Here is a 22,032-nt window from a genome sequence, read left to right on the forward strand (position 1 = left end):
GTTTAGTCCTCCGTTGCCTTTCTAATTTCCTCCAAAACCGCGTGCACCGCCTGAACGGGATCGGGATGTTGGGTAATCGGGCGGCCGACCACCAAATAATCGGCACCGTTTTTTACCGCTTCGTAGGCAGTCATCACCCGCGCCTGATCTTCTTTGCGGTTTTGAGCATACGAGCCGCTTTGGGTAAAGGCTGGGCGGACTCCCGGACATACGGTAATAAAATCCTTACCGAAACGCTGTTTAATAGCGGCAGCCTCCTGAGCGGAACAGACAATACCCTGCAAACCGGCATTGCTGACAGCGGCCGCCATCGCTTCGACGGTTGTTTCAACATCGACGGCTGCTCCGTAGAATTGCTGTAAATCGTGTGCGTTTAAATTGGTTAAGACCGTTACGCCGATGCAAATGCTCCGAGAGCCTTTTTCTTTGAGCATCTCGGCGACTGTCCTCATGGTTTTTTCGCTGTTGGAGCAATGCACATTGAACATGAACACATTTTGCTCCGCCGCAAAAAGGCAGGCCTGTACTACCGTGTTGGTAATATCATGGAACTTTAAATCCAAAAATACTTTTTTGTTTTTTCCGTGCAAATAATCGACAATGGCTCCCTTCGTCCGTAAGAAAATTTCGAGCCCTGCCTTATACACCGTAACGCTATCGCCGAGCTGCTCCACGAGGGCGGCTGCTTGGTCGAGCGTGTCATAGTCCAACGCAACAATCAATTTTTCGCGGACAGCGCTGCTGATGGTTCCGCATTGTGTTTTTTCCATATTGTAAAACTCCTCCGGGATGAGGGTATCTCAAAGCTGTTTGCTTTCGAGACTCCCCTACTCTCCTCTTATTGAACGGTATTGCGAACAGTACTGCGATGTTTGAGTTTGCTGCGGTATGCAGCTCCTCCGTCGGGATGGCTGCGGCCAACCAAATCCGTAACGGCAGTTTGATGTTTTTCGCAGTACCGTTCAAGACCGTCAAGTATTTCTACCGCAGCGCAAGGATTGTTAAAAAGACCGCAGCCGACCGCAACTGCCGAAGCGCCTGCAAGTATAAATTCAATTGCGTCCTCCGCAGTCCGTATACCGCCCATCCCGACAATCGGCAGCGACGTAACCTGCGACACCTGATAGACCATCCTGACCGCTATGGGCTTTACCGCCGGACCGGACAGTCCGCCGAAAATATTACCGAGCAGAGGCTTTTGCGTAGTGATGTCGATTGCCATACCGGAAACCGTGTTAATCAGCGAGAGCGCATCCGCTCCTTGAGCCTCCGCGATGCGGGCAAAAACCGTAATGTCGGTAACATTCGGCGACAGCTTCACGATGAGCGGTTTCCGGCTTGCCGCCCGTACCAGTGAGACCACCCGCTCCGTTTGTGCCGGATCGGTACCGAAAGCCATCCCTCCGTGCTTTACATTCGGGCAGGAAATATTGAGCTCTACGGCCGCGACTTCCGCGATGCCGTTCAGCCGGGCGGCAAGTTCCGCATATTCTTCTGCGGTTTTGCCGTTAATATTAATAATCAACGGGATGTGCAGCTGCGGAAGGATTTCCGGCAATACCCGCTGCACAAACTCATCATAGCCGACATTTTCCAAGCCGACGCAGTTGAGCATACCGGACGGCGTTTCTGCAATCCGCACCCCTGCATTACCGTCCCGCGGCTCAAGCGTTAACCCCTTCAGTACCGCCGCACCGAGTATATTCGGATCAAAGAAATCCGCATAGTCGGTACCGTAGCCGAAACAGCCGCTCGCCGTCATCAACGGGTTCGTTAAATGTAAACCTAAAAAATCCAAGGTAAGTTTGCTCATATCATTCTCTCAATTATCACGGCTCATTCTCTCATTGTTACGGCAATTCGTACGGAAACAAAAGCGAATCGAAAACAGGGCCGTCGGCGCATACTTTTTTCACCCCCGCAGCCGTTTGAATGGAACATCCCATACAGGCGCGCACACCGCAAGCCATCCGGCGCTCAAGGGAAAGCTGACAGGGTAACTGCGCCGACTGCGAAAACGCACGTATCTTATTCAGCATCGCAGTTGGCCCGCAGGCATAGATCATCGCAATGTCCGCAGAAGAAGTCCCGCTGCCTCGGTGTTTTTCGATATACGCTGAAAGTACGTCCGGTACAAACCCGTGAATACCGAGGCTGCCGTCATCGGTACAAAGGATGAGTTCAATATCCGCAGGCAGGGCAAAAAAATCGATAAGTTCTTGAATATGCCGGTCGCGTCCTCCTGCAAAAAAAATAATGCACGCTTCCGACTGCCTGCTGCGAATCGCCCGTATCAGTTGAGGCAGCGGCGCAAGTCCTATACCGCCTCCCGCGATAATATGACAGGAGCCGGCGGAAGGAACCATAAAGCCGTTCCCCAAGGGGCCTTGAATAGCCACGTTTTCACCGGCACGGTACTGCGTTAATTCTTGTGTGCCGACACCTGTCGGACGGTATACAAAGCTCAAGGTTCCCTGTTTCTCATCAAATGAATGCAGACTGATGGGGCGGGGTAAAATATGGGATTTATCGTGCAAACTGATCATGTAAAACTGTCCCGCACGGGGAAGATCGGTGTCTTCCAGCCTCCGCGGCAATCGGACGGTAAGACAGTCACAATCTGCTCCCGCATATTCATGGGAAACAATTTCGGTTTTTTCAAAATGCTTTTTTCCGCACCGGTGTTCCATACCGCTTCTCCGCTAATTTAAATTAAGCTTAATGTCGGCGACCGGAGTGACCCGTTCACAGTAAAAACACTTGTAGCAGTCCTGTCCATGCGAATGCACCTTTATAAACCGCGATGGTACCGCTTCATTATTTGAAATACATTTAAAATTTTCGCAGTGTATAAACGCTTCAATTTCATCTGGCAATTCAAGCGGTATTTTCTGTACAACCTTACTGTCTTTAATAATGTTCACCGTCGCATGGGGCGCCAACAGCGAAATTTTTGCCAGCTCCGATTTGGTCAATGTTTTATCGGCAATCTTAATCAGGCCTTTTTTATTGTGCGCCTTGCTATGCAAATTAAAACCGACGGTTACCATATCGGTATACTCTTTTAATTTCAGCATTTTGACGATCGCAAAGGTACGCTCCGGCGGTATATGGTCAATCACTATTCCGTTTTCCAATGCAGTTATCTGTAATTCCATCATTCAACTCCTTCTTGTAGTTCCGTTATTCGCACGGACAGTTTAATACCTCATTGCTTCTTGAGCTTTTATTATTCTAGAGAGAGCATCATCATTGCTTGTCTAATCGGGATGCCGTTCCGCGCTTGCTCAAAATAACGCGCATATTTTGTAGTGTCCAAATCCACATCGATTTCATTCACACGCGGTAGCGGATGCAGGATAATCATATCGTCTTTGCACTTACCTTCTATGTTGCCTCTATTGATGATATAAATGTCCTTCACCTTTTCGTATTCCTCCGGATCGGGGAAGCGTTCGCGCTGAATGCGGGTCATATAAAATACATCGAGTTTATCCAAACAGCCGGTAAAGTTTTCTTCTATATAATAAGTCACTCCTGCATCATCCAAATCGTCAAGCAGATATTGCGGCATAGCAAGGTTTGACGGAGAAACAAAGTAGATAACCGGATGAAAATGCTTGAGGGCTTTAGCCAACGAATGGACGGTACGCCCGTATTTTAAATCACCGGTAAAAGCAATATGGAGATTTTCCAAAGTGCCTTTTTCTTTCATAATGGTATACAAATCAAGGAGCGTTTGACTTGGATGCTGGTTTGAACCGTCGCCGCCGTTTAACACCGGCTTATGAGAAACGGAAGCTGCAAGGCGCGCCGCTCCGTCCATCGGATGGCGAATAACAATGATATCCGAATAGGATTCCACCATGCGTATGGTGTCCGAAAAGGATTCTCCTTTTTTAACCGATGAATGTTCCGTATCGAAATAGAGGATATTTGCGCCGAGCCGCATCGCAGCAGATTCAAATGACAGTTTTGTTCGCGTGCTCGGTTCATAAAACATAGTTGCAACAATCTTGCCGTGCATCAGCGAAAGTTTTTCCTCATCGGACATTTTTTCTATTGCTTCCGCCTTTTTCAAAATGAGCAGAATTTCTTCTGCGGTGAAATCATTCATTGAAATGATATCCTTCTTCCCGTTTATCATAGAACCTCCTCAAGCAAAAAAAAAGGATACTGTCTTCATTTAGAAAACAGTATCCTTATTTGTTACGGTAATAATGCTTACCGGCAGTTGAAAGGGTGAACCCCTGCGGATTATACCCCCGAATGGTACACAAGGATTATACTGGTGCTGCCGTAAGCGCTTTGTCATTATTGCCTCTTTCAATTTAAATTGCAGGTTTATAACATAAAAAAGAAGGATATGTCAAGTATTGAATTTCCTTCGGGTGACAGCCTTGGATGATACATTGACATATTTACAGCCTTAAAGTATGCTAAAAACCACAAATTTTATCAATTGAGGGGTTGTGATGAACAGGACAAAAAACAATATAACCAGTATCGTATACATTACCGTTATCGTATTGCTTTTGTTTGCCACCGGCGGCTGCCCGGGGTCGCTCATCCCTATTCGCGGGAACGGGACCATAAGCCGACAGAACTTTCCACTGAATGATTTCAAGACCGTTTCCGTCAGCGGCGACTGGACTGTCGAGATAGCACAGAACGGAACATTTTCCGTTACCGTAGATGCCGATAAAAATCTTTTTGACTATTTAGATATACGAGTCGATGGTAATCATAACCTCCATATCGGCTTCAAAAAAGGGTACGCTATAAGCAACGCCCACTGCAAAGCTTCAATTAAGATGCCGATTTTAAGGCGGTTAACAACTTCCGATTCGATTACCGGGGAGATTAACTCATTTAATAATATGTCAGGAAAAGCAATGTCGATTGCTATTTCAGGGTCAGGTGATATTACCGCAAACGGCATTAAGGTAAAAGAGTTAGCCTTGGAAATATCCGGTTCGGGTGATTTTAAAGCGACAGGGGAAGCTCAAACGTTTACGGGAAGTATTTCCGGTTCCGGCAATATTAAAGCTGTCGACTTGAAAACCGAAAAGGCGAATATTTCCATTTCCGGCTCAGGCTCTGCAAAAGTATGGGTTACAAACTCTTTAAAAGCTCATATCAGCGGGAGTGGCAGTGTTCTTTATAAAGGCAACCCCGCCAATGTTATCCCAGATATCAGTGGCACCGGCAGCGTAGCCCCTCTTCCGTAGAATGCGCCCGCGTCCGTTATTCTGAAGCATTGCCGGTATACATACCATGACCGTAGAAGATGAAGTACGTTTAGTTGATTCGATGATCGACTTGTATGCGGCGGCGCACCACACTCATTCTTCACAGGTCGATGCAGAGAATATTGATGCAGCGGTGCCGGATTTAGAGGCATTAAAAGCATATACGCACAAGCGGATTGAACAATGCCGGTATCGTAGCGACAAGCAGAAGAAACCGTTTTGTAACGTTTGCCCCATACATTGCTACAAACCGGAAATGCGTCGGCAAATCCGCGCAGTTATGCGCTACAGCGGCCCGCGTATGTTATTCCGTCATCCGGTATTAAGCCTGCAGCACCTTATCGGTACCATCCGCAGCAAAAGGACTCGTCCCCTATGAAAACAAATGAACAAGAACATCTCCCTGTAATGGGTATCGGTCCTGTATGTATTGCAATTATGATTGCGTTCACTGCCGCAGGTATTACTGCGGTAAAATTCGATCTACTGACAAGCGGAAACGTGCGTAGTGCAATCATTGCAATCGTTTTTGTCATTGCCGGAATACTGTGTATTGGTGGCGGCATCGCACTGTGGTGCGCTGCAGTATTCGGTTCCCGTATCGATATTACGATAAAAGCAAATCAACTTGCAACCGACGGCGTATATGCCCTTGTACGAAATCCCATTTATTCCGCTTTTTTATTTATCTGTACCGGAGTACTGCTATTTTGCCGAAATTGGTATGTATTGATTTTACCGCCACTCTTTTGGGTATACCTTACCGTGTTTATGAAATTGACGGAAGAACAATGGCTTTCCGAACGTTTCGGCGATGAATACGCAGCGTATTGCAAACGGGTTAATCGCTTTCTTCCATGGAAAAGACGAAAATAATGTTTAATTAAAACGGCTTATATGAAGCACTTAAAGAAGCGGTTGTTGTCTACAAGTATCTTTGTTAGATATTGTTGACAATCTATTCCTGTTTGCATATATTTTCTATGACTAAACAACTGACGATACCGTCGATTATTTGATATGGAGGACTATTCTCTATGAATGATACAAAAAAGCCGCAGGGAAAAAGCGCTGCAAAGAAGCGGCAATCCCCGGCAAATGCTACAGAGGAAAATCCGGCACAGGAGAGTGCCGTACCGCAGCAGCAAGAACGAAATCCGGCAAAACAGCAAGCCATTAAACGACTGTTAAGCTATGCGGGCAACAGCAAGAAATTTTTATCGCTGTCGCTGGTGCTTTCCGCTTTAAGCGCACTCGTCAGTTTTGTGCCGTACATTATGGTGTTCTTTGTAATGCGCGATGTGATTTCCGCAGTTGCGGCAAAAGAAGCGGTGAATGCAGCAGCTCTTACACGCTATGGGCTGTGGGCGGTCGGTGCTGCGGCGGCGGGCTTTGTGCTGTATTACGCGGCGCTCATGCTTTCACACGCGACGGCATTTACCATTCAGCAAAACCTTTCGATACGGATGGCGGAAACACTGGCAGACCTGCCCATTGGCTGGCATATTACGCATGTCAGCGGCAAGGTACGCAAGGTGTTTGAAAAAAACATTAATCAACTTGAAACGCTCATTGCTCATAATATGCCTGACACCGCACAAAACATGGTCTCTCCTTTTGCGATACTCGCGCTTACATTGGTATTCGACTGGCGGCTCGGACTGATTTCTCTTTTACCGCTTGTGCTTGCGTTTGTTCTGCAAGCTGTTTTAATGCGGATTAGCACCAACTCGGGCTTTATGCAAAAGTATGAAGACGCGCTTGAGCAGATGAACAACGCGGGTACCGAATATGTACGCGGTATTTCGGTTATCAAAACTTTTAATCAGTCTGTTTACTATTTCAAAAACTTTTACACCTCTATTATGCACTATAAAGAATTCGTTCTCCAATATTCGATGTCGTGGGAAAACGGCTATGCGATTTTTTTATCGCTTATCAAACTCGGGTTTGTCTTTTTACTTCCGGCAGCGTTATTGATGGCTGGGACGGCAACGCTTGACCCGCACTTTTTTTACAGCTTTGTGTTTTACCTTGCTTTCGCACCGGTTACCTACACAATGCTGATGAAAGTTATGTATGCAAACACGTTTTATCAGCGCTCAAACGATGCGCTCAACCGTATCGAAGATATTTTGCAAGCACCGCTGACCAAAGAACCGGAAACATCCATACTGCCTAAAAAATATGATATAGCATTTAACAACGTGATATTTTCATATAAGACGGAACCGGCTGCCGCCTCTGCAAAAACCGCACCGGAAACAGACGGAGGAAACACCGGCAGAGCAGCCCCATCTCCTCAGAGCCGAACCGCGATAAACGGCATCAGTTTGCACATCCCCGAACATTCGCTCACTGCGCTGGTCGGTCCTTCAGGCGGCGGTAAAACCACTCTGGTCAATTTGCTCGGCCGCTTTTGGGAAGTTGATGCAGGAAGTATCAGCATCGGCGGTATTGACATCCGCGATATAAAAACACAAGACCTGCTGCACACTGTCGGCTTTGTGTTCCAAGAGAATAAGCTTTTTAAGGAAAGCATTTTAGAAAATATCCGCTACGGCAAAAAAGATGCAAGCCGCGAAGAGGTAATGGAAGCGCTCCGCAAAGCCGAGTGTATGGACATTATCGACAAACTCCCCGCCGGTATCGACACGGTGTACGGCACCAAGGGCACATACGTCTCGGGCGGAGAAGCCCAGCGGCTCGCCATCGCCCGCGCCCTGTTGCAGGATGCCCCCATCATCGTGCTTGATGAAGCGACCGCCTTTGCCGATGCCGAAAACGAATACAAAATCAAAAAGACCTTCGACGTACTGCTCAAAGACAAAACCGTCATCATGATTGCGCACCGCCTGTCCTCAGTCGTAAACGCAGATAAAATCTGTGTTATAGAAGAAGGCAAAATCGCAGAAGAAGGCACACATAAGGAACTGCTTGCGCGGAAGGGTTTGTACGCAAGTATGTGGGACAATTTCCAAAAAGGTATCGAGTGGAAAGTGTGAATCAGGGGAGGAGAAAATGAGTTTAGGAGATAATTTTAGAAAACCTGCAGGCTTTATCGGTAAGCTGATTGTCGCGGGAATGAATTCAGGACATACGCGCATGGCGGAATGGGGCTTTTCGCATTTGGATGGAAAAATTTTAGGTAGCGGCCTTGATATCGGATGCGGCGGAGGTGCAAATGTCAAACGATTGCTTGAGCGCGGCTGCGAAAAGGTAACCGGCATTGATTATTCCGATGTCTGTGTTGCGCAATCGACGAAATGCAATAAGGCGTATATCGAACGGGGAGCCTGCCGTATACTGCAAGCAAGCGTTTCTTCCATGCCGTTTGAAAACGATTCATTCGATATTGCGACGGCATTTGAAACGGTTTATTTTTGGCCGGAAATAGAAACAGCGTTTAAAGAAGTGTTCCGCGTGCTCAAAAAAGGAGCGCACTTTTTTATCTGCAACGAAGTAGACGGGCTTCATAAAGGCGATGAAAAATGGCCGAAAAGAATCAGCGGTATGAAAATCTATACCGGTGAACAGTTGAGTGCACTGCTGACTTCGACAGGTTTTACCGGTATACAAACCGACTCGCTTTTTGCAAAAAGGTATCTGTGTGTAACAGCGCGGAAAGGGTAAATAATTGATAATTGATAATTAAATAAGATGGTATTGGTAACCGGTTTATAAAAAACATTATCGAGGTATTTATGATATTAAGAAAATATGAGGTGCAAGATTCCAAAATCATTTGCAGTTGGATTAAGGATACAAAGCAGCTTTATCAATGGTCTGCCGACAGAATAGGGCGGTTTCCGTTAAACGGCAATGAGTTAAATGAATACTATGATTCGATGAACGGTATACAGTCTATCATCCCTCTTTGCGCCGTTGACGAACACACCGTGCTCGGTCATTTGTTTATCCGGTACCCAAATAAAGACGATAAAACACTCGTCCGATTTGGGTTTATTATACTTTCGCCTGAGTGCAGAGGAAAGGGAAATGGAAAGGAAATGGTAGCCCTTGCAATAGAATATGCAAAAAACGTTTTGCATGCTTCAAAAATAACATTGAGAGTGTTTACGAATAATGAACGCGCTCGGCATTGTTATGAAATCGCTGGTTTTCAACCAACAGGGAAAGTTATAACCTATATGATGCCGGATGGCGTATGGGAATGTATTGAAATGGAATTGAACATCTAACTTTGAGGTCGGGTTTCCAAAGGGTGAAAACCTTTGGTCGCCAGCTGAGTGGAGTACCTTCCTGTACTCCTCTCAGCACGAGATTTGCATCAAACGCAAATCTCGTGCCTGTATGAAACCACCGCCATCCGTTGCGGTTCTGATTAGAAGGGGTCGTAGGGGAAGACCTTTCTTTTTATCGAAAAAAAAGAAAGGTCTTCCCCTACAATATGGAGAAATTATGTTACAAAGATTTTTTGCGTTATCCGATGCGGGGACGCGGAATTTACGCTTGTCGATTACGCTCGGGGTTATTATCAATTTATTTGTGATGGTGCCGCTAGGACTTTCGCTGTATGTGCTGCAGTATTTTTTGGCGCGTATTATGCAGCAAGGTTTTCAAGCCCCGAATGTATGGGCGGTGGTAGCAGCCGGAGCGGCGTTTATTGCCGTGCTGTTTATCCTTGAGAAATTAAAGTACGGCAGAACGTATAACGGCGCGTATGAAGAAGCGGCGAATGTACGTATTTCGCTTGCAGAGTCGCTTCGGAAGCTTCCGCTGTCGTATTTCGGCAGGCAAGATTTATCGTATTTAACCTCGACGCTTTTAAACGATGTTACAACGATTGAACAAGCGTTTTCTAATGTCGTACCGGAAATGTTCGGCGGTATTATTTCGATTTTAATTGCGGCGGCTCTTTTAGCGTTTTTGGATTGGCGGATGACTATTGCGTTGTTTGTTTGCGCCTTTGCAGGATTTTTTATTGTTGTCGGCTGCCGGAAGCTGTCGGAAAAAAAGATGAAAAGCGTCATCGTACGGAAGGATGGGATATACGATTCGCTGCAGCAGATGATAGACAATATCAAGGTGTTGAAATCTTCCGATAAAAAAGCTTTGTATGTGCAAAAGCTCAAAGACGATATTACCGAAACGACGAGCGTTGCGCTCAAATCGGAAGCTGCGATCGGAGCGCTTATGTTCGGTGTGGCTGCGTTGATCCGGTTCGGCTTTCCGCTCGTCATTTCGTATGGAGCGTACTTGCTGTCGCAGGGGCAAATCGAACTGTTGACCTATATCGTTTTTTTACTGGTCTCATGTCGTATCTTCGATCCGTTGACGACAGTGTTTATGCTGCTCGCCGAATTCTTTTATACACTGATTGCTGTTGAGCGGAAGCAGGCGATTGTCAATTATCCCAAGCAAACGGGAAGCGAAGCTTTTAAGCCGAATGGATATGATATCTGTTACGATAATGTGTCGTTTTCGTATAATGAACCGAGCGGCAAAGGTGCGACTGACATCGGTGGAAGCGCTGCCGGTAATTCACATAATGCAGGCGGCGCCGCAAACAACACCGGAGAAAACACGGTAAGCGGAATCAGCTTTACTGCAAAGCAGGGCGAAATTACGGCTCTCGTGGGACACTCCGGTTGCGGAAAATCCACCATTGCGCGATTGGCTGCGCGCTTTTGGGATGCGTCATCGGGTACAGTCAGCATCGGCGGCGTCGATGTTTCTACGGTAGAACCGGAAACTCTGCTGGGCGCATTTTCGATTGTGTTTCAGGATGTCGTGCTCTTTAACGACACGGTATACAATAATATCTTAATCGGCAATCGGAATGCGACAAAAGAGCAGGTACTCGCCGCCGCAAAAGCCGCGCAGTGTGAATCGTTTATCGAAAAACTGCCGCAGGGCTACGACACGGAAATCGGCGAAAACGGCTATACCCTTTCCGGCGGAGAACGCCAGCGGCTTTCCATCGCCCGCGCTCTCCTCAAGGACGCACCGATCATCCTCTTGGACGAAGCAACCGCCGCCCTCGACCCTGAAAACGAAACGCTCATTCAGCACGCCATCGGTACACTTATAAAAGGTAAAACCGTTATCGTCATCGCCCACCGCCTCCGCACCGTAGAAAACGCCGATAAGATTATCGTGCTCAACAAAGGTACCATTGCCGAAACCGGCACTCACGCCGAGCTGATGGAAAAAGACGGTATTTACCGTGAGATGTATAGGTTGCAGAGAGAATCGGAACAGTGGTCTGCGTAACTTGCAAATATGCGGGCATCTACTTCGTCGCATCATCAAAAGTGTACATCCGTGTACACTTTTGATAGCGAGTTTCAGCTGACGCTGAAACATCGCTTCTGTTTAAACCAGCGGCATCCTTGCCGCTACTGAAAATCCTCAACATTTCAGAACCGCCACGGACGGCGGTGGTTCTAGTCTGTAGCGTGTTTGCTTTGCAAACACGTAGGTACGAAATGTACATGGATGTACATTTCGTACCGTGCCTGCGGGTGTTTTTTGCACGCTCCTAGCATCTGCTCCACCTATTTGCAAGTTGAGGGGATTACTCTCTCTTCTCTGTCCAGCATGAATCAGAACACGAATTGCATAAACACTCCGTTTCAACTATACTTATTCCATTATGATAGAAATGAAACGTACAGTTACCTGCGGAGAGCTGCAAAAAAGCGACGCCGGTAAAACAGTAGTATTAAACGGATGGGTGCACCGCAAGCGCGACCACGGCGGTATCTCTTTTATAAACTTACGCGACCGCTATGGGCTGACACAGGTGGTTGTCGATGACGATGCAAGCGCTGAACTAAAGGAAATCGCAGCCGGTTTGAAGATGGAATATTGTATTGCCGTTGAAGGCACAGTGCGGGAGCGTCCCGATTCCATGGTCAACACGGAAATGACAACCGGACATATCGAAGTGAAGGCGCAGCGCATTGTCGTGCTGTCGAAAAGCGCCGTGCTGCCCTTCCAGATTGACGAAAAAACCAACGCCAACGAAGACCTCCGGCTCAAGTACCGCTACCTCGACCTGCGTTCCCAGACTATGCAGGATCACCTGATACTGCGCTCAAAGGTTACGTTCGCCGTGCGGGAGTACCTCACAGCGCGGAACTTCTTGGAAATTGAAACGCCGACCTTTATTAAATCGACGCCGGAGGGTGCACGCGACTATTTGGTACCCTCTCGCCTCTATCCGGGCAAGTTCTATGCGCTGCCGCAGTCCCCGCAATTGTACAAGCAGATACTGATGGTCTCCGGCTTTGACCGCTATTTTCAGATTGCCCGCTGCTACCGTGATGAAGACGCACGCGGCGACCGCCAGCCTGAGTTCACACAGATCGATATTGAAATGAGCTTTGTTTCCCGTGATGACGTGCTCGATGTTACCGAAAATATGTTCCGCACGGTATTCAAAAAGACGATCGGTGCGGACTTGGCGCAATCCTTCCCGCGAATCAGCTATGATGATGCCATCGACCTCTATGGCACCGACAAACCCGATATTCGCTTTGAGATGAAGATGCAGGATGCCGCATGGCTGGCTGAATGCACCGAATTTGCCGTGTTCAAAGATGCGGTCGCCGCCGGAGGAGCTGTCAAGGCGCTTGTAGTGAAAGGACAGGCACAAAACTACAGCCGCAAAAAGATTGAAGAGCTTGAAGCTGCGGCAAAAATCTACAAGGCAAAGGGGCTTGCATGGACAAAAGTTGCAGGCGGCGCATTTGAAGGCGGTATTGCTAAATACTGTGCCGGTGCCGAGGCTGAAATATGCAAAAAGCTGAATGCCAAGGACGGCGACCTCCTCCTCTTTGTTGCCGATGCAAAATATAAAACTGCCTGCACCGCACTCGGCGCTGTCAGAAGCAAACTCGGCAAGGATTTAAATTTGCTCGATCCAAAAGTATTCGCCTTTTTGTGGGTTATCGACTTCCCGCTCTTTGAATGGAATGAAGATGAGCAAAAATGGGATCCCGCTCACCACATGTTCTCCGCGCCGCAGGAACGCTACCTCGACACGCTGGAGCAAAACCCCGGCGAGGTAAAGGGAGACCTGTACGACCTCGTACTCAATGGCTACGAAGTCGCTTCCGGCTCAATCAGAATCCACAATCCGGAGCTGCAAAAACGGATATTCAACATCGTCGGCTTTAACCCCGCCGATGCGGAAAAGAAGTTCGGCTTTTTAACGGAAGCATTCAAATACGGAGCGCCGCCCCACGGAGGTATTGCCCCCGGTCTTGATCGCATCGTGATGCTGATGGCAGGCGAAACCTCGATTAAAGAAGTAATCGCCTTCCCCAAAAACACCTTCGCCGTCAGCCCCATGGACGAAAGCCCCAGCGAGGTTGATGAAAAGCAGCTTGCCGAACTGCACTTGAGCATTCGGGAATAAACAGTGGACATAGAAGCTATCGAATTCCGTGCGGCTTGTTTACAGGCTGCGCGGAATTTTTTTATTACACATGGCTATCTGGAGCTGGACACTCCGGCGCTTGCTCCGGCGCTCATCCCCGAAAGCTGTCTCGAAGTGTTCCGCACAGAATACCTCAAACCCTTTAAGACCGGCGAAGAAGCGGCAGTCCCGCTCTTTCTTGTCCCCTCCCCGGAAGTATTCATCAAACCAGTTATCGCCGCGCACGGGCGATCGGTGTTTCAGCTTTCCAAATGTTACCGCAACTGCGAATCCGTCGGACATATTCACAACCCTGAATTTACCATGCTGGAATACTACACCATGCAGGCGGATTACCGCGATTCCGTCACGCTTACCGAAACTTTTCTACAGACTATGGCGCAGGCAGTTGCGGGGCTGCCGCTTGCCGATCCCGAATTGGGTGCAGTGCTTTCCAAACCGTTTTTGCAGCTGACTATGGACGAAGCCTTTAAACGATTCGCCGGTTTTTCCCTTGCCGAAGCGGAAACACCGGAACTTGCCTTTCATGCTGAACGGCTCGGCCTCGGCGACAGGGCGCAGTATGAAGACTGGGCGTGGGATGATTTATACGAGTTGCTTTTGGTGCACTGCATCGAACCGCAGCTTCCGCCCGATGTGCCCGTTGCGCTGCTGGACTATCCCGCGCGGGTACCCTGCCTTGCACGGGAACGGTCGGAACAGCGTACCGCCGCTGACGGACGGACATATATATGGAAGACAAAAGAGCGGTGGGAAGTATATGTGCGCGGAGTAGAGCTCGCAAACTGCTATACCGAAGCGCGGGATGCGGGAGAGATCAACCGCTCTTTTGTGGATGAAGCAGCGGTTAAAAACGCAACGGCACGGGTTCCGCATCCCGTACCGGAGAACTTCGGCGGGATCTGCGCCCGTATGCCGCCCTGTTCGGGCGTCGCGATGGGTTTTGACCGCTTAATCATGCTCCTCGGCGGCAAAAAAACACTCGAACCGTTTTTATATGGTAGATTTTCTCGTCTATGATACCTACAATACAGAGAGCAGCTCTAAAAACTCGCTTAGAATTTGTTTAGAGGGATCCCATACTGATTTTGTAGTTTGTACATACCAATTCCGGATTTGGAACGACATCCATGTCCTCAACTGCAGCGGTTTTGGCATTCAAAAGCCCTATAAACAGGACGTGATTTTCTTTGACTTGTTTAGTGAAGATAGGCCTAATCTGTCTGCTGATGATTCGTTTCGGCGAGTATTTATGGTAGAAAGATACAGTTGTTTGGCGAGGTGCAGCTTAGATTGAAAGCGCATAGTTTCTATGATATTACGAGGAAAGGTCGAAAAGATGTTAGATGGACTCGTGCTACTGCACGAGCTGAATTTTTCAGGTATAAATCTAGATTTAATATTAAAAAAAGGTATAATAGAAGTATGAAACCTAAAGAAATAATAACAGAAATCAATAAAATAGAAATAGATATTGTTGATTTTATAAGTAGTTACAGAAGTGAACAACTTGTCAGTAATTATGATGATTGGAATTATAAAGATGTCATTGCGCATCTTTTGGAATGGATTATGTTTTCAAAAAATAAACTAAACGCTATTGTACATAACCAAGATTTTCAAGAAATAAGTAATATCGATATATTCAATAAACAAAATTATATAAAAAATAAGAATAATCATATTACAGAATTACAGAAGAAACTAATCTTTGAACTGAATGAATATAAAAATATTGTGCTATTGTATACAGAAGCGGATTTACAGAGAAAAGATTTGCCAACAGGTTTTTCATTTGAATTATGGCGGTATATGATAATGGATACTATTATACACCCTGTAATGCATTTATTATATTATTTAATTAAAACAAAAAACTATAAGTTATTTTTCAAATTGTGTAAAAAATATAATGACATATTTTATTGTTATGCAAAAGGAAATCTTGAGGTGTATTCTTTTTATGAATATATTGAAGATAGTAAAAAATTTATTGAGAATATAAAAGAATTAGGCGAGCAGTATAAAAATGATGATATGATACATGCAGTTTTAAAAGCCAATAAAATAGATGAAAACATCTAACACCCGCTTCAACCTGACATTGCGGACAAGCCGCAAATGCAGGTTAAGCGGATGTTATGCTAATACTCAACTTTTGTGTTTTATAAAAAATGAAGAAGACTAGTAATAATGATAAAAATAGCGGTTGGGAAATACTTTGTTATTTACTAATTGTATTTTTTTTATTTTTAGCATGTAAGAATTATTATAATCTTTCACACTTGGAAAAATTTGGAATCATTGAAACCGCAATTATAAAATCATATTCAATAAAAAGTCATATAGGGAGAAGTGGAACATATTATCATGTAAAAATTGAATATAGTTTGCTTGGTGAAAATTTAAAACAAATTTGTTCTTTTGATTTCAAGGCAAGTGAAGAATACTATGAAAATAAAAGAATACAAATTATTCACGATTCTAAAAATGATTTTAAACTTCCAATAGCTGAAAAAGAAGCGTATAAAAGAAATGAAATAAATGGAAATTTTATCCGCGCAATGGGAGTTTTATTTATTATATTATTAGCAAGATATGTTAATTACATATTCGAAAAAAACCGTAATCGAAACAAAAGAATAAAAAAACTTATAAAAAAGAAACCTGAATTAAAAGAGAAGTATAGAAAAGAAGAATGTATAAAAAATATAAGCATTTTAATCTTGTTAGTACCTTTTCTGTTAATTCAGTGCTTAATTGAATGGATAAAAGAAAGGTTTAATAGCAGAAAAAGAAATAAATAATGGCAGCCTGCTATACACCGATACGTTTTACAACTTAACTGTATGTTAGATGAACGTACTATCGTACGAATTATCAATTCAGGAGTTATAAAGTATGAATGAAAAAAATGAACTAAAGAAAAAGTCGGATATTGATTTATGGATCATTTTTATATCAACAATGCTTGTTATTATTTTATACAATAGTTTTTTATCAATAATTAGAACTATAACAAAGAATGCATGGGGATGTGTATTTATTTTCATTATATTTTGGAATGCTTATTAAATAATTTATTTGATCTAACACCCGCTGGGGCGCTATAATGGGATAATAAATGAGAAAAATTACGATTATATTTATATTATTTTGTATAGTATTTGTTTCATGTTCACAAAGACAGATTCCATTTAACAAAAAACAATGGATGAGAGAAAAAAATCGATTTTATATGACCGATTCGCTTATTAAAAAATTAAATGAAGATAAACCCAAAAGAGCTGAAATATTCGATTTGCTAGGAAAACCAAAACTTGAAGGTAGGATAAGTGATAATGAGGTCTCTTATTGGTTAAAATCTGACGGTTTCCTTGCTATGTGGGAATTATATATTGATTTTGATGATAACGGAAATTTTAAATCTGCTGTGGTTGCATATGCCGATTAAAAAGAGAAAAATCTTTTTCAGCAAGTTTTAGTTGCTGAACATAAGCCGAACTTTAAGATTCAGTTTAAAAAACTTTTTCACATCACATACTCACCGCTTTTTATAAAATATTTTGTGTTGACAAATCCATAAAATAGTATGTACAGTATAGATGTATATGACATTTAAATGGGATGAAAATAAAACTCTGAAACTATAATGTTAGGTCGACAAGCTAACCACTTGCGGAAAATTTATAGGGGTTCTTAAATGAAAAGGAATACATTTATTGTGCTACTAGTCTGTCTATTGACAATATCAGTAGTAGTTGGATTCGCAAGTTGTGAAGTAAGAGGATCACCCTGTCTGCAATGCCGTGGAACTGGAAAATGCTCCCACTGCGATGGGACTGGACAAGATTACGATAGGCATTATTATAATCATAATTGCGTTGCGTGTAAAGGTTCCGGAAAGTGTCATAGATGTAAAGGAACCGGAATATTATAATAGCAAAGAAAGTCTAAAATCCAGGTTTACAATATCACATAGGACGGCTACTAAGCAATTATTTTTCTTCCAATAGATTCACAACATTAGGGCTATCAACTTCTTTATAAAATAAGATTTTTTGATATGTCCAAATCCCATTTTCTTTTTTAGCCTTTACATAAACCCTAGAAATTCCGTTTTTTCCCTTTATCTTATATGAAATTGAAGCATCACCGGAAGAATCTCCACGTGCATTAATTGATCCCGATATCATTCCTATTTGTTTATAATCGGGTCCAATATACTCCATTATCTCATGGTTTGTTTCAATTAATTCTATTGAATGCTTGAATGGTATGCTCATTTTAAATATTTGCATTATCGAAATAACAATTATGGAGGACAAGCCAATAATAATAAACAAAACACAAACTACAGTAATTATTATTTTCTTACTTTGTTTTTTCTTTATATCTTTGATTTCAGTTTCGGTTTTATTTGCTAAAACTGTTTCTTTTCCGCAATAGGGGCAAAGTTTAGCCCCATTAGGAATTTTTTTATTACATGATTCACAGATTTCTAAAGGCTTTAAAATTAACATTACAATAAAAACCCATATTCCTATTCCCGGCCAAATTCCAAGCCAAAACCAATGGGGAGAGCGATTTTTCTTTTTTGCAACAATTATGCCGGCTATTATTGGCCCAATCCATAAAATAAGAAAAATGATAAGGAATATTTTTGTGTCCATTTTATACTTCCTTTAAAAAAAATGCGTGAAACTTTTAAAAATTTCACGCATAAGGTCGGGATTCTTTAATACGGTTCGCCGTTTGCCTTTGGCGCGGCTGAGTTTTTACTGAATAGTACGAGGGCTATCAGCGTAACAAGATAAGGGAATATCTTGAGCCATACCGGCGGTATGCCGCTTAAAGCAGGGATAACCTGCGAAACGTTCGCAACGGTACGGGCAAACCCGAAGAAGAAGGTTGCACCCAAAATACCGAACGGCTTCCATTGACCGAAGATCAAAGCGGCGATAGCCAAGAAGCCAAGTCCGTCTACGCTGCCGTTAAACTCTCCCGAATAGGTTACGAGAATGATGGAGCCGCCCAATGCGGAAAGCGCACCGCTCGCACATACCGCAAAGTACCGCATCCGATGTACGTTGATACCGGCGCTCGCAACGGCAGACGGATGCTCGCCGCAAGCACGCAGCCGTAACCCGAACGAGGTCTTATACAGCAGTATCCACGATAGAATAAGTATCAGTAGTACCAGCCACGTGCTCCAATACACTTGCGAAAAGAAGAGCGGCCCCAATACGGGAATTTTTGAAAGTCCGGGGACGTCCTGCCGGATAATACCTGCAACACGTACGTTTCCCGAACCGGTTATGGTACGAGCCATATAGATGGTTAACGCGGCGGCGAGCATATTGATAGCAGTACCGCTGATAACCTGATCCGCTTTCAGTGTAATCGACGCAAAGGCATGCAACAGCGAAAAAAGGATACCGGCTACAGCGGCAACCAGCAAGCCGATAGGAATAACAATCCCAGCCGGAACGGAATGTTGCAGCAAATTGATAGTGACCGCTGCGGAAAAACCGCCGATCAGCATCAATCCTTCGAGGCCGAGGTTCGTAACGCCACTCCGTTCGCTGTATAGCCCACCGAGCGAAGTAATCAAAAGAGGAATCGTATATGCAATTACATATGGAAAAATAAGGGTTAAAATATGCCACATACGTTATACCTCCTCCGCAGCAAGCCCTGCTGTTTGACGTGTGCGTATTTTTTTGGAAATCATACCCCAGAAGCGTTTAAAGAGCAGGCTGGTCGCTGTAAAATAGATGATAACCGCAATGATGGTATCTGCAATTTCCGGCGGAACAATAGTGTTTGCGCTCATAAAGCCCTTACCGACATGAAGCACGCCGAAGAAAATCGAACTGAGCGCAACGCCGACCGGAGTACCGGCGCCAAGTAAAGAAACGGCGATACCGTCAAACCCTTGTGAGGGCATTACGCCGATCTGCATATTCAGTGCGTAGCCGGTATAGTAGGTAAGTCCCGCCAAACCCGACAGCGCTCCCGCAATCATCATCGAAATAACGATATTCCGGTTTACTTTGATTCCTGCGTATTCCGCACAGTTACGGTTATAACCGACTGCTTTTAATTCAAAGCCGAGGGTAGTCTTATCCAAGATAATTTTAAGAAGGATCATTGCAAGAATACCGAGAAAGATACCGTAGTTTACATATTCGCTGCTGAACAAATCGGTAAGCCATGGGGTACGAAGCGAGCGGGCAACTGCGATGGATTTACTTTCCGTTTCTAGATATTCCGCTTTTAAGTAGCCCGGTACGATATAAAAAACGAGCCAATACGCAATCCAGTTCATCATAATGGTAGAAACAACTTCATGCACATTGAACAGCGCTTTTAATAAGCCGGGAACAACGCCCCAAAGCGCTCCGCCTGCGATACCGATAAGAATCAGTAAAATGAAAAAGAGCGGCCGCGGCATAGATGTCGCCGACAAGGCAAACATACTGCCAAGCAATCCGCCGATCAGCATCTGCCCCGAACCTCCGATATTGAAGAGTCCGGTTTTAAATGCAAATGAAACGGAAAGCCCCACCAATAAGAGTGTCGTTGCCGTTGCAAGCGTATTCCCGATGCGTTCAATATTCATAAGTCCGCCACGGAAAAGGTAAGAAAAAGCGGTAAAAGGATTTTCTCCGATACAAATAATCAGAATCGCTCCGGCAATTAAACCGAGCAATACGGCGGAAAGACTGATTACAAGGGTATTATCCGAAAGCGAAGTGTGTCTTTTTATCATCACTGTTGGCCTCCATGTTTGCGCGTATCTCCGGCCATCATCAATCCCACTTCCTCGACCGTCGTTTCTTCAGGACGAACTATACCGGTTAGGGTGCCGCGATGCATAACTGCAATTCGATCCGACAGATTAAAGATTTCGTCCAACTCAAAAGAAATGAGCAATACGGCTCGCCCTCTGTCCCTGTGTTTGACCAATTCTTTATGGATTGCCTCGATAGCGCCGACATCCAGCCCACGGGTAGGCTGTACGGCAATCAGCAGTTCCGGATCAAGGGCAATTTCACGGCCGAGGATAGCCTTTTGTTGATTTCCACCACTCAAGTTCCGTGCAGCCGAGTAAACCCCTTCGCCGGAGCGAACATCGAATTGCTTGGTAATATCACCCGCAAATGTGAACATCCGGTTTTTATGCAGGAACCCGTGCTTTTGAAAAGGTTCTTTGTAGTATGATTTGATAATCGTATTTTCGGCAATCGTATACTGCATAACCAAACCGTGTTTCTGGCGGTCTTCGGGAACCAATCCCATACCCGATTCATTGCGTTCGCGGATAGAGGTCTTTGTGATATCCTTACCACTTAGCAGAACGGTTCCTTCCGCAATCGGCATTAATCCCGAAAGTGCATGAACAAGCTCACTCTGCCCATTCCCGTCAACCCCCGCGATACCGACAATTTCGCCTTTATGCACTTGCAGTGAAAAGTCATTGACAGCAGGTACTTTTTTTGCACCGATAACTTTGAGGTGTTGTATATCGAGTACGACTTCGCCGGGCTGTGCAGGCGTTTTTTGTACCTTAAATTCAACCGGACGCCCGACCATCTTTGCTGCCATCTCGTTTTTGGAAGTAGTGGCGACGTCTATCACATCGATCAATTTTCCTCGCCGTATGATGGTGCAGCGATCCGCAACGTCCTTAATTTCCTGTAATTTATGGGTGATGAGGATAATGGATTTTCCTTCCTTTACCAGATTCCTCATTATTTGGATAAGCTCTTCGATTTCCTGCGGCGTTAAAACGGCGGTAGGCTCGTCAAAGATGAGCACTTCCGCATCGCGGTACAGCATTTTTAAAATCTCCACACGCTGTTGCATACCGACTGTTATATCCATAATGCGTGCATTCGGATCGATTTGTAATCCGTATCGGGCGCTTAATTCTTTTATTTTTTTTTCGGCCTTATGCAAGTCGAGAAAAAAGCCGCCTTCTTTTCCGAGGATAATATTTTCGGTAACGGTAAAGTTATGCACCAGCTGGAAATGCTGATGTACCATACCGATACCGAGTTCGTTAGCATCATTCGGATTATTGATAACCACCTGTTTACCGTTTACAAGGATTTCTCCCGCATCAGGGTGGTATAAACCGAATAAGATACTCATAAGAGTGGATTTACCCGCGCCGTTTTCCCCGAGAATTGCATGGATTTCCCCCTTTTTTACCTGCAATGTTATATCATCATTTGCAACAATACCGGGGAATTCTTTGCGGATATGGCGCATTTCAATAGCATATTGTTCAGACAGATCAGGCCTTCCTTTATTTACACTGTAAACTTTTATCTAATTACTATTGTTAAAAACCTCAGTTTT

22 protein-coding genes are annotated in these 22,032 nt (G+C 44.8%); 13 read left to right on the top strand and 9 right to left on the bottom strand.

Features of this window, described 5'->3' with window-relative positions; all coding sequences use genetic code 11:
• Positions 1 to 2 precede the first annotated feature (2 nt).
• The 5 genes from pyrF to pyrB all read right to left on the bottom strand — a co-directional run bounded on the left by pyrF (position 3) and on the right by pyrB (position 4,147).
• Positions 3 to 770 carry an orotidine-5'-phosphate decarboxylase gene (pyrF, locus tag ABH09_RS09700; protein WP_253714227.1) on the bottom strand — a complete coding sequence of 256 codons (768 nt, stop codon included), beginning with the start codon at positions 768 to 770 and terminating at the stop codon, positions 3 to 5.
• A gap of 68 nt (positions 771 to 838) precedes the next feature.
• Positions 839 to 1,813, bottom strand: a complete 975-nt coding sequence (locus tag ABH09_RS09705; protein ID WP_253714228.1) for a dihydroorotate dehydrogenase — start codon at positions 1,811 to 1,813, stop codon at positions 839 to 841.
• A gap of 37 nt (positions 1,814 to 1,850) precedes the next feature.
• Entirely contained in the window at positions 1,851 to 2,690 is an 840-nt protein-coding gene (locus ABH09_RS09710; protein WP_253714229.1) for a dihydroorotate dehydrogenase electron transfer subunit, read from the bottom strand.
• A 12-nt stretch (positions 2,691 to 2,702) separates the two neighbouring features.
• Positions 2,703 to 3,161 carry an aspartate carbamoyltransferase regulatory subunit gene (locus tag ABH09_RS09715; RefSeq protein WP_040858957.1) on the bottom strand — a complete coding sequence of 153 codons (459 nt, stop codon included), beginning with the start codon at positions 3,159 to 3,161 and terminating at the stop codon, positions 2,703 to 2,705.
• 68 nt (positions 3,162 to 3,229) lie between these two features.
• The gene (gene pyrB / locus ABH09_RS09720) at positions 3,230 to 4,147 is read right to left on the bottom strand and encodes an aspartate carbamoyltransferase (protein WP_253714230.1); all 918 of its coding nucleotides are present in this window, start codon (positions 4,145 to 4,147) and stop codon (positions 3,230 to 3,232) included.
• A 328-nt stretch (positions 4,148 to 4,475) separates the two neighbouring features.
• On the opposite strand from pyrB, the gene ABH09_RS09725 reads away from it, so the two are divergent.
• The 13 genes from ABH09_RS09725 to ABH09_RS09785 all read left to right on the top strand — a co-directional run bounded on the left by ABH09_RS09725 (position 4,476) and on the right by ABH09_RS09785 (position 17,116).
• Positions 4,476 to 5,231 carry a head GIN domain-containing protein gene (locus tag ABH09_RS09725; protein WP_253714231.1) on the top strand — a complete coding sequence of 252 codons (756 nt, stop codon included), beginning with the start codon at positions 4,476 to 4,478 and terminating at the stop codon, positions 5,229 to 5,231.
• 46 nt (positions 5,232 to 5,277) lie between these two features.
• Positions 5,278 to 5,631 carry a nitrous oxide-stimulated promoter family protein gene (locus ABH09_RS09730; protein ID WP_253714232.1) on the top strand — a complete coding sequence of 118 codons (354 nt, stop codon included), beginning with the start codon at positions 5,278 to 5,280 and terminating at the stop codon, positions 5,629 to 5,631.
• Positions 5,628 to 6,128, top strand: a complete 501-nt coding sequence (locus ABH09_RS09735) for a methyltransferase family protein (RefSeq protein ID WP_253714233.1) — start codon at positions 5,628 to 5,630, stop codon at positions 6,126 to 6,128. Before ABH09_RS09730 ends, ABH09_RS09735 begins: the two co-directional genes overlap by 4 nt.
• A gap of 161 nt (positions 6,129 to 6,289) precedes the next feature.
• On the top strand, positions 6,290 to 8,257 hold the full coding sequence (locus ABH09_RS09740) for an ABC transporter ATP-binding protein (RefSeq protein WP_253714234.1): 1,968 nt from the start codon (positions 6,290 to 6,292) through the stop codon (positions 8,255 to 8,257).
• Between the two features lie 16 nt (positions 8,258 to 8,273).
• Positions 8,274 to 8,885: a class I SAM-dependent methyltransferase gene (locus ABH09_RS09745; RefSeq protein ID WP_253714235.1), complete on the top strand. Its 612-nt coding sequence runs from the start codon at positions 8,274 to 8,276 to the stop codon at positions 8,883 to 8,885.
• Positions 8,886 to 8,956: 71 nt separating this feature from the next.
• Positions 8,957 to 9,454: a GNAT family N-acetyltransferase gene (locus ABH09_RS09750; protein WP_253714236.1), complete on the top strand. Its 498-nt coding sequence runs from the start codon at positions 8,957 to 8,959 to the stop codon at positions 9,452 to 9,454.
• A gap of 220 nt (positions 9,455 to 9,674) precedes the next feature.
• On the top strand, positions 9,675 to 11,489 hold the full coding sequence (locus ABH09_RS09755; protein WP_253714237.1) for an ABC transporter ATP-binding protein: 1,815 nt from the start codon (positions 9,675 to 9,677) through the stop codon (positions 11,487 to 11,489).
• A gap of 391 nt (positions 11,490 to 11,880) precedes the next feature.
• Positions 11,881 to 13,641, top strand: a complete 1,761-nt coding sequence (gene aspS, locus ABH09_RS09760) for an aspartate--tRNA ligase (protein WP_253714238.1) — start codon at positions 11,881 to 11,883, stop codon at positions 13,639 to 13,641.
• Between the two features lie 3 nt (positions 13,642 to 13,644).
• Positions 13,645 to 14,682, top strand: a complete 1,038-nt coding sequence (locus ABH09_RS09765) for an amino acid--tRNA ligase-related protein (RefSeq protein WP_253714239.1) — start codon at positions 13,645 to 13,647, stop codon at positions 14,680 to 14,682.
• Between the two features lie 405 nt (positions 14,683 to 15,087).
• Positions 15,088 to 15,747 (top strand): hypothetical protein, encoded by a 660-nt coding sequence (locus ABH09_RS09770; RefSeq protein WP_253714240.1) that lies wholly within the window; start codon positions 15,088 to 15,090, stop codon positions 15,745 to 15,747.
• Positions 15,748 to 15,836: 89 nt separating this feature from the next.
• On the top strand, positions 15,837 to 16,469 hold the full coding sequence (locus ABH09_RS09775; protein WP_253714241.1) for a hypothetical protein: 633 nt from the start codon (positions 15,837 to 15,839) through the stop codon (positions 16,467 to 16,469).
• Positions 16,470 to 16,563: 94 nt separating this feature from the next.
• The gene (locus tag ABH09_RS09780; protein WP_253714242.1) at positions 16,564 to 16,737 is read left to right on the top strand and encodes a hypothetical protein; all 174 of its coding nucleotides are present in this window, start codon (positions 16,564 to 16,566) and stop codon (positions 16,735 to 16,737) included.
• Between the two features lie 49 nt (positions 16,738 to 16,786).
• Positions 16,787 to 17,116 (top strand): hypothetical protein, encoded by a 330-nt coding sequence (locus ABH09_RS09785; protein WP_253714243.1) that lies wholly within the window; start codon positions 16,787 to 16,789, stop codon positions 17,114 to 17,116.
• Positions 17,117 to 17,660: 544 nt separating this feature from the next.
• On the opposite strand, the gene ABH09_RS09790 is transcribed toward ABH09_RS09785, so the two are convergent.
• From ABH09_RS09790 to ABH09_RS09805, 4 genes are all read right to left on the bottom strand, one after another.
• The gene (locus ABH09_RS09790; protein WP_253714244.1) at positions 17,661 to 18,335 is read right to left on the bottom strand and encodes a cytochrome c oxidase assembly factor Coa1 family protein; all 675 of its coding nucleotides are present in this window, start codon (positions 18,333 to 18,335) and stop codon (positions 17,661 to 17,663) included.
• A 65-nt stretch (positions 18,336 to 18,400) separates the two neighbouring features.
• The gene (locus ABH09_RS09795) at positions 18,401 to 19,333 is read right to left on the bottom strand and encodes an ABC transporter permease (protein WP_253714245.1); all 933 of its coding nucleotides are present in this window, start codon (positions 19,331 to 19,333) and stop codon (positions 18,401 to 18,403) included.
• A gap of 3 nt (positions 19,334 to 19,336) precedes the next feature.
• Positions 19,337 to 20,437 carry an ABC transporter permease gene (locus tag ABH09_RS09800; protein ID WP_253714246.1) on the bottom strand — a complete coding sequence of 367 codons (1,101 nt, stop codon included), beginning with the start codon at positions 20,435 to 20,437 and terminating at the stop codon, positions 19,337 to 19,339.
• Positions 20,437 to 21,942, bottom strand: a complete 1,506-nt coding sequence (locus ABH09_RS09805) for an ABC transporter ATP-binding protein (protein ID WP_162664142.1) — start codon at positions 21,940 to 21,942, stop codon at positions 20,437 to 20,439. The genes ABH09_RS09800 and ABH09_RS09805 overlap by 1 nt, the downstream gene beginning before the upstream one ends.
• Between the last annotated feature and the right edge of the window lie 90 nt (positions 21,943 to 22,032).

The organism is Treponema sp. OMZ 803 (genome assembly GCF_024181165.1).
GTDB lineage: Bacteria > Spirochaetota > Spirochaetia > Treponematales > Treponemataceae > Treponema.

Bases quoted from the DNA above. Each gene is read 5' to 3' on its own strand.
- ABH09_RS09755 (WP_253714237.1), top strand. From the start codon at position 9,675: ATGTTACAAAGATTTTTTGCGTTATCCGATGCGGGGACGCGGAATTTA.
- ABH09_RS09710 (WP_253714229.1), bottom strand. From the start codon at position 2,690: ATGGAACACCGGTGCGGAAAAAAGCATTTTGAAAAAACCGAAATTGTT.
- ABH09_RS09735 (WP_253714233.1), top strand. From the start codon at position 5,628: ATGAAAACAAATGAACAAGAACATCTCCCTGTAATGGGTATCGGTCCT.
- ABH09_RS09790 (WP_253714244.1), bottom strand. From the start codon at position 18,335: ATGGACACAAAAATATTCCTTATCATTTTTCTTATTTTATGGATTGGG.
- ABH09_RS09715 (WP_040858957.1), bottom strand. From the start codon at position 3,161: ATGATGGAATTACAGATAACTGCATTGGAAAACGGAATAGTGATTGAC.
- ABH09_RS09800 (WP_253714246.1), bottom strand. From the start codon at position 20,437: ATGATAAAAAGACACACTTCGCTTTCGGATAATACCCTTGTAATCAGT.
- ABH09_RS09785 (WP_253714243.1), top strand. From the start codon at position 16,787: ATGAGAAAAATTACGATTATATTTATATTATTTTGTATAGTATTTGTT.
- ABH09_RS09780 (WP_253714242.1), top strand. From the start codon at position 16,564: ATGAATGAAAAAAATGAACTAAAGAAAAAGTCGGATATTGATTTATGG.
- ABH09_RS09770 (WP_253714240.1), top strand. From the start codon at position 15,088: ATGAAACCTAAAGAAATAATAACAGAAATCAATAAAATAGAAATAGAT.
- ABH09_RS09750 (WP_253714236.1), top strand. From the start codon at position 8,957: ATGATATTAAGAAAATATGAGGTGCAAGATTCCAAAATCATTTGCAGT.
- ABH09_RS09705 (WP_253714228.1), bottom strand. From the start codon at position 1,813: ATGAGCAAACTTACCTTGGATTTTTTAGGTTTACATTTAACGAACCCG.
- ABH09_RS09745 (WP_253714235.1), top strand. From the start codon at position 8,274: ATGAGTTTAGGAGATAATTTTAGAAAACCTGCAGGCTTTATCGGTAAG.
- ABH09_RS09725 (WP_253714231.1), top strand. From the start codon at position 4,476: ATGAACAGGACAAAAAACAATATAACCAGTATCGTATACATTACCGTT.
- pyrF (WP_253714227.1), bottom strand. From the start codon at position 770: ATGGAAAAAACACAATGCGGAACCATCAGCAGCGCTGTCCGCGAAAAA.
- aspS (WP_253714238.1), top strand. From the start codon at position 11,881: ATGAAACGTACAGTTACCTGCGGAGAGCTGCAAAAAAGCGACGCCGGT.
- pyrB (WP_253714230.1), bottom strand. From the start codon at position 4,147: ATGATAAACGGGAAGAAGGATATCATTTCAATGAATGATTTCACCGCA.
- ABH09_RS09795 (WP_253714245.1), bottom strand. From the start codon at position 19,333: ATGTGGCATATTTTAACCCTTATTTTTCCATATGTAATTGCATATACG.
- ABH09_RS09805 (WP_162664142.1), bottom strand. From the start codon at position 21,942: ATGCGCCATATCCGCAAAGAATTCCCCGGTATTGTTGCAAATGATGAT.
- ABH09_RS09730 (WP_253714232.1), top strand. From the start codon at position 5,278: ATGACCGTAGAAGATGAAGTACGTTTAGTTGATTCGATGATCGACTTG.
- ABH09_RS09740 (WP_253714234.1), top strand. From the start codon at position 6,290: ATGAATGATACAAAAAAGCCGCAGGGAAAAAGCGCTGCAAAGAAGCGG.
- ABH09_RS09775 (WP_253714241.1), top strand. From the start codon at position 15,837: ATGAAGAAGACTAGTAATAATGATAAAAATAGCGGTTGGGAAATACTT.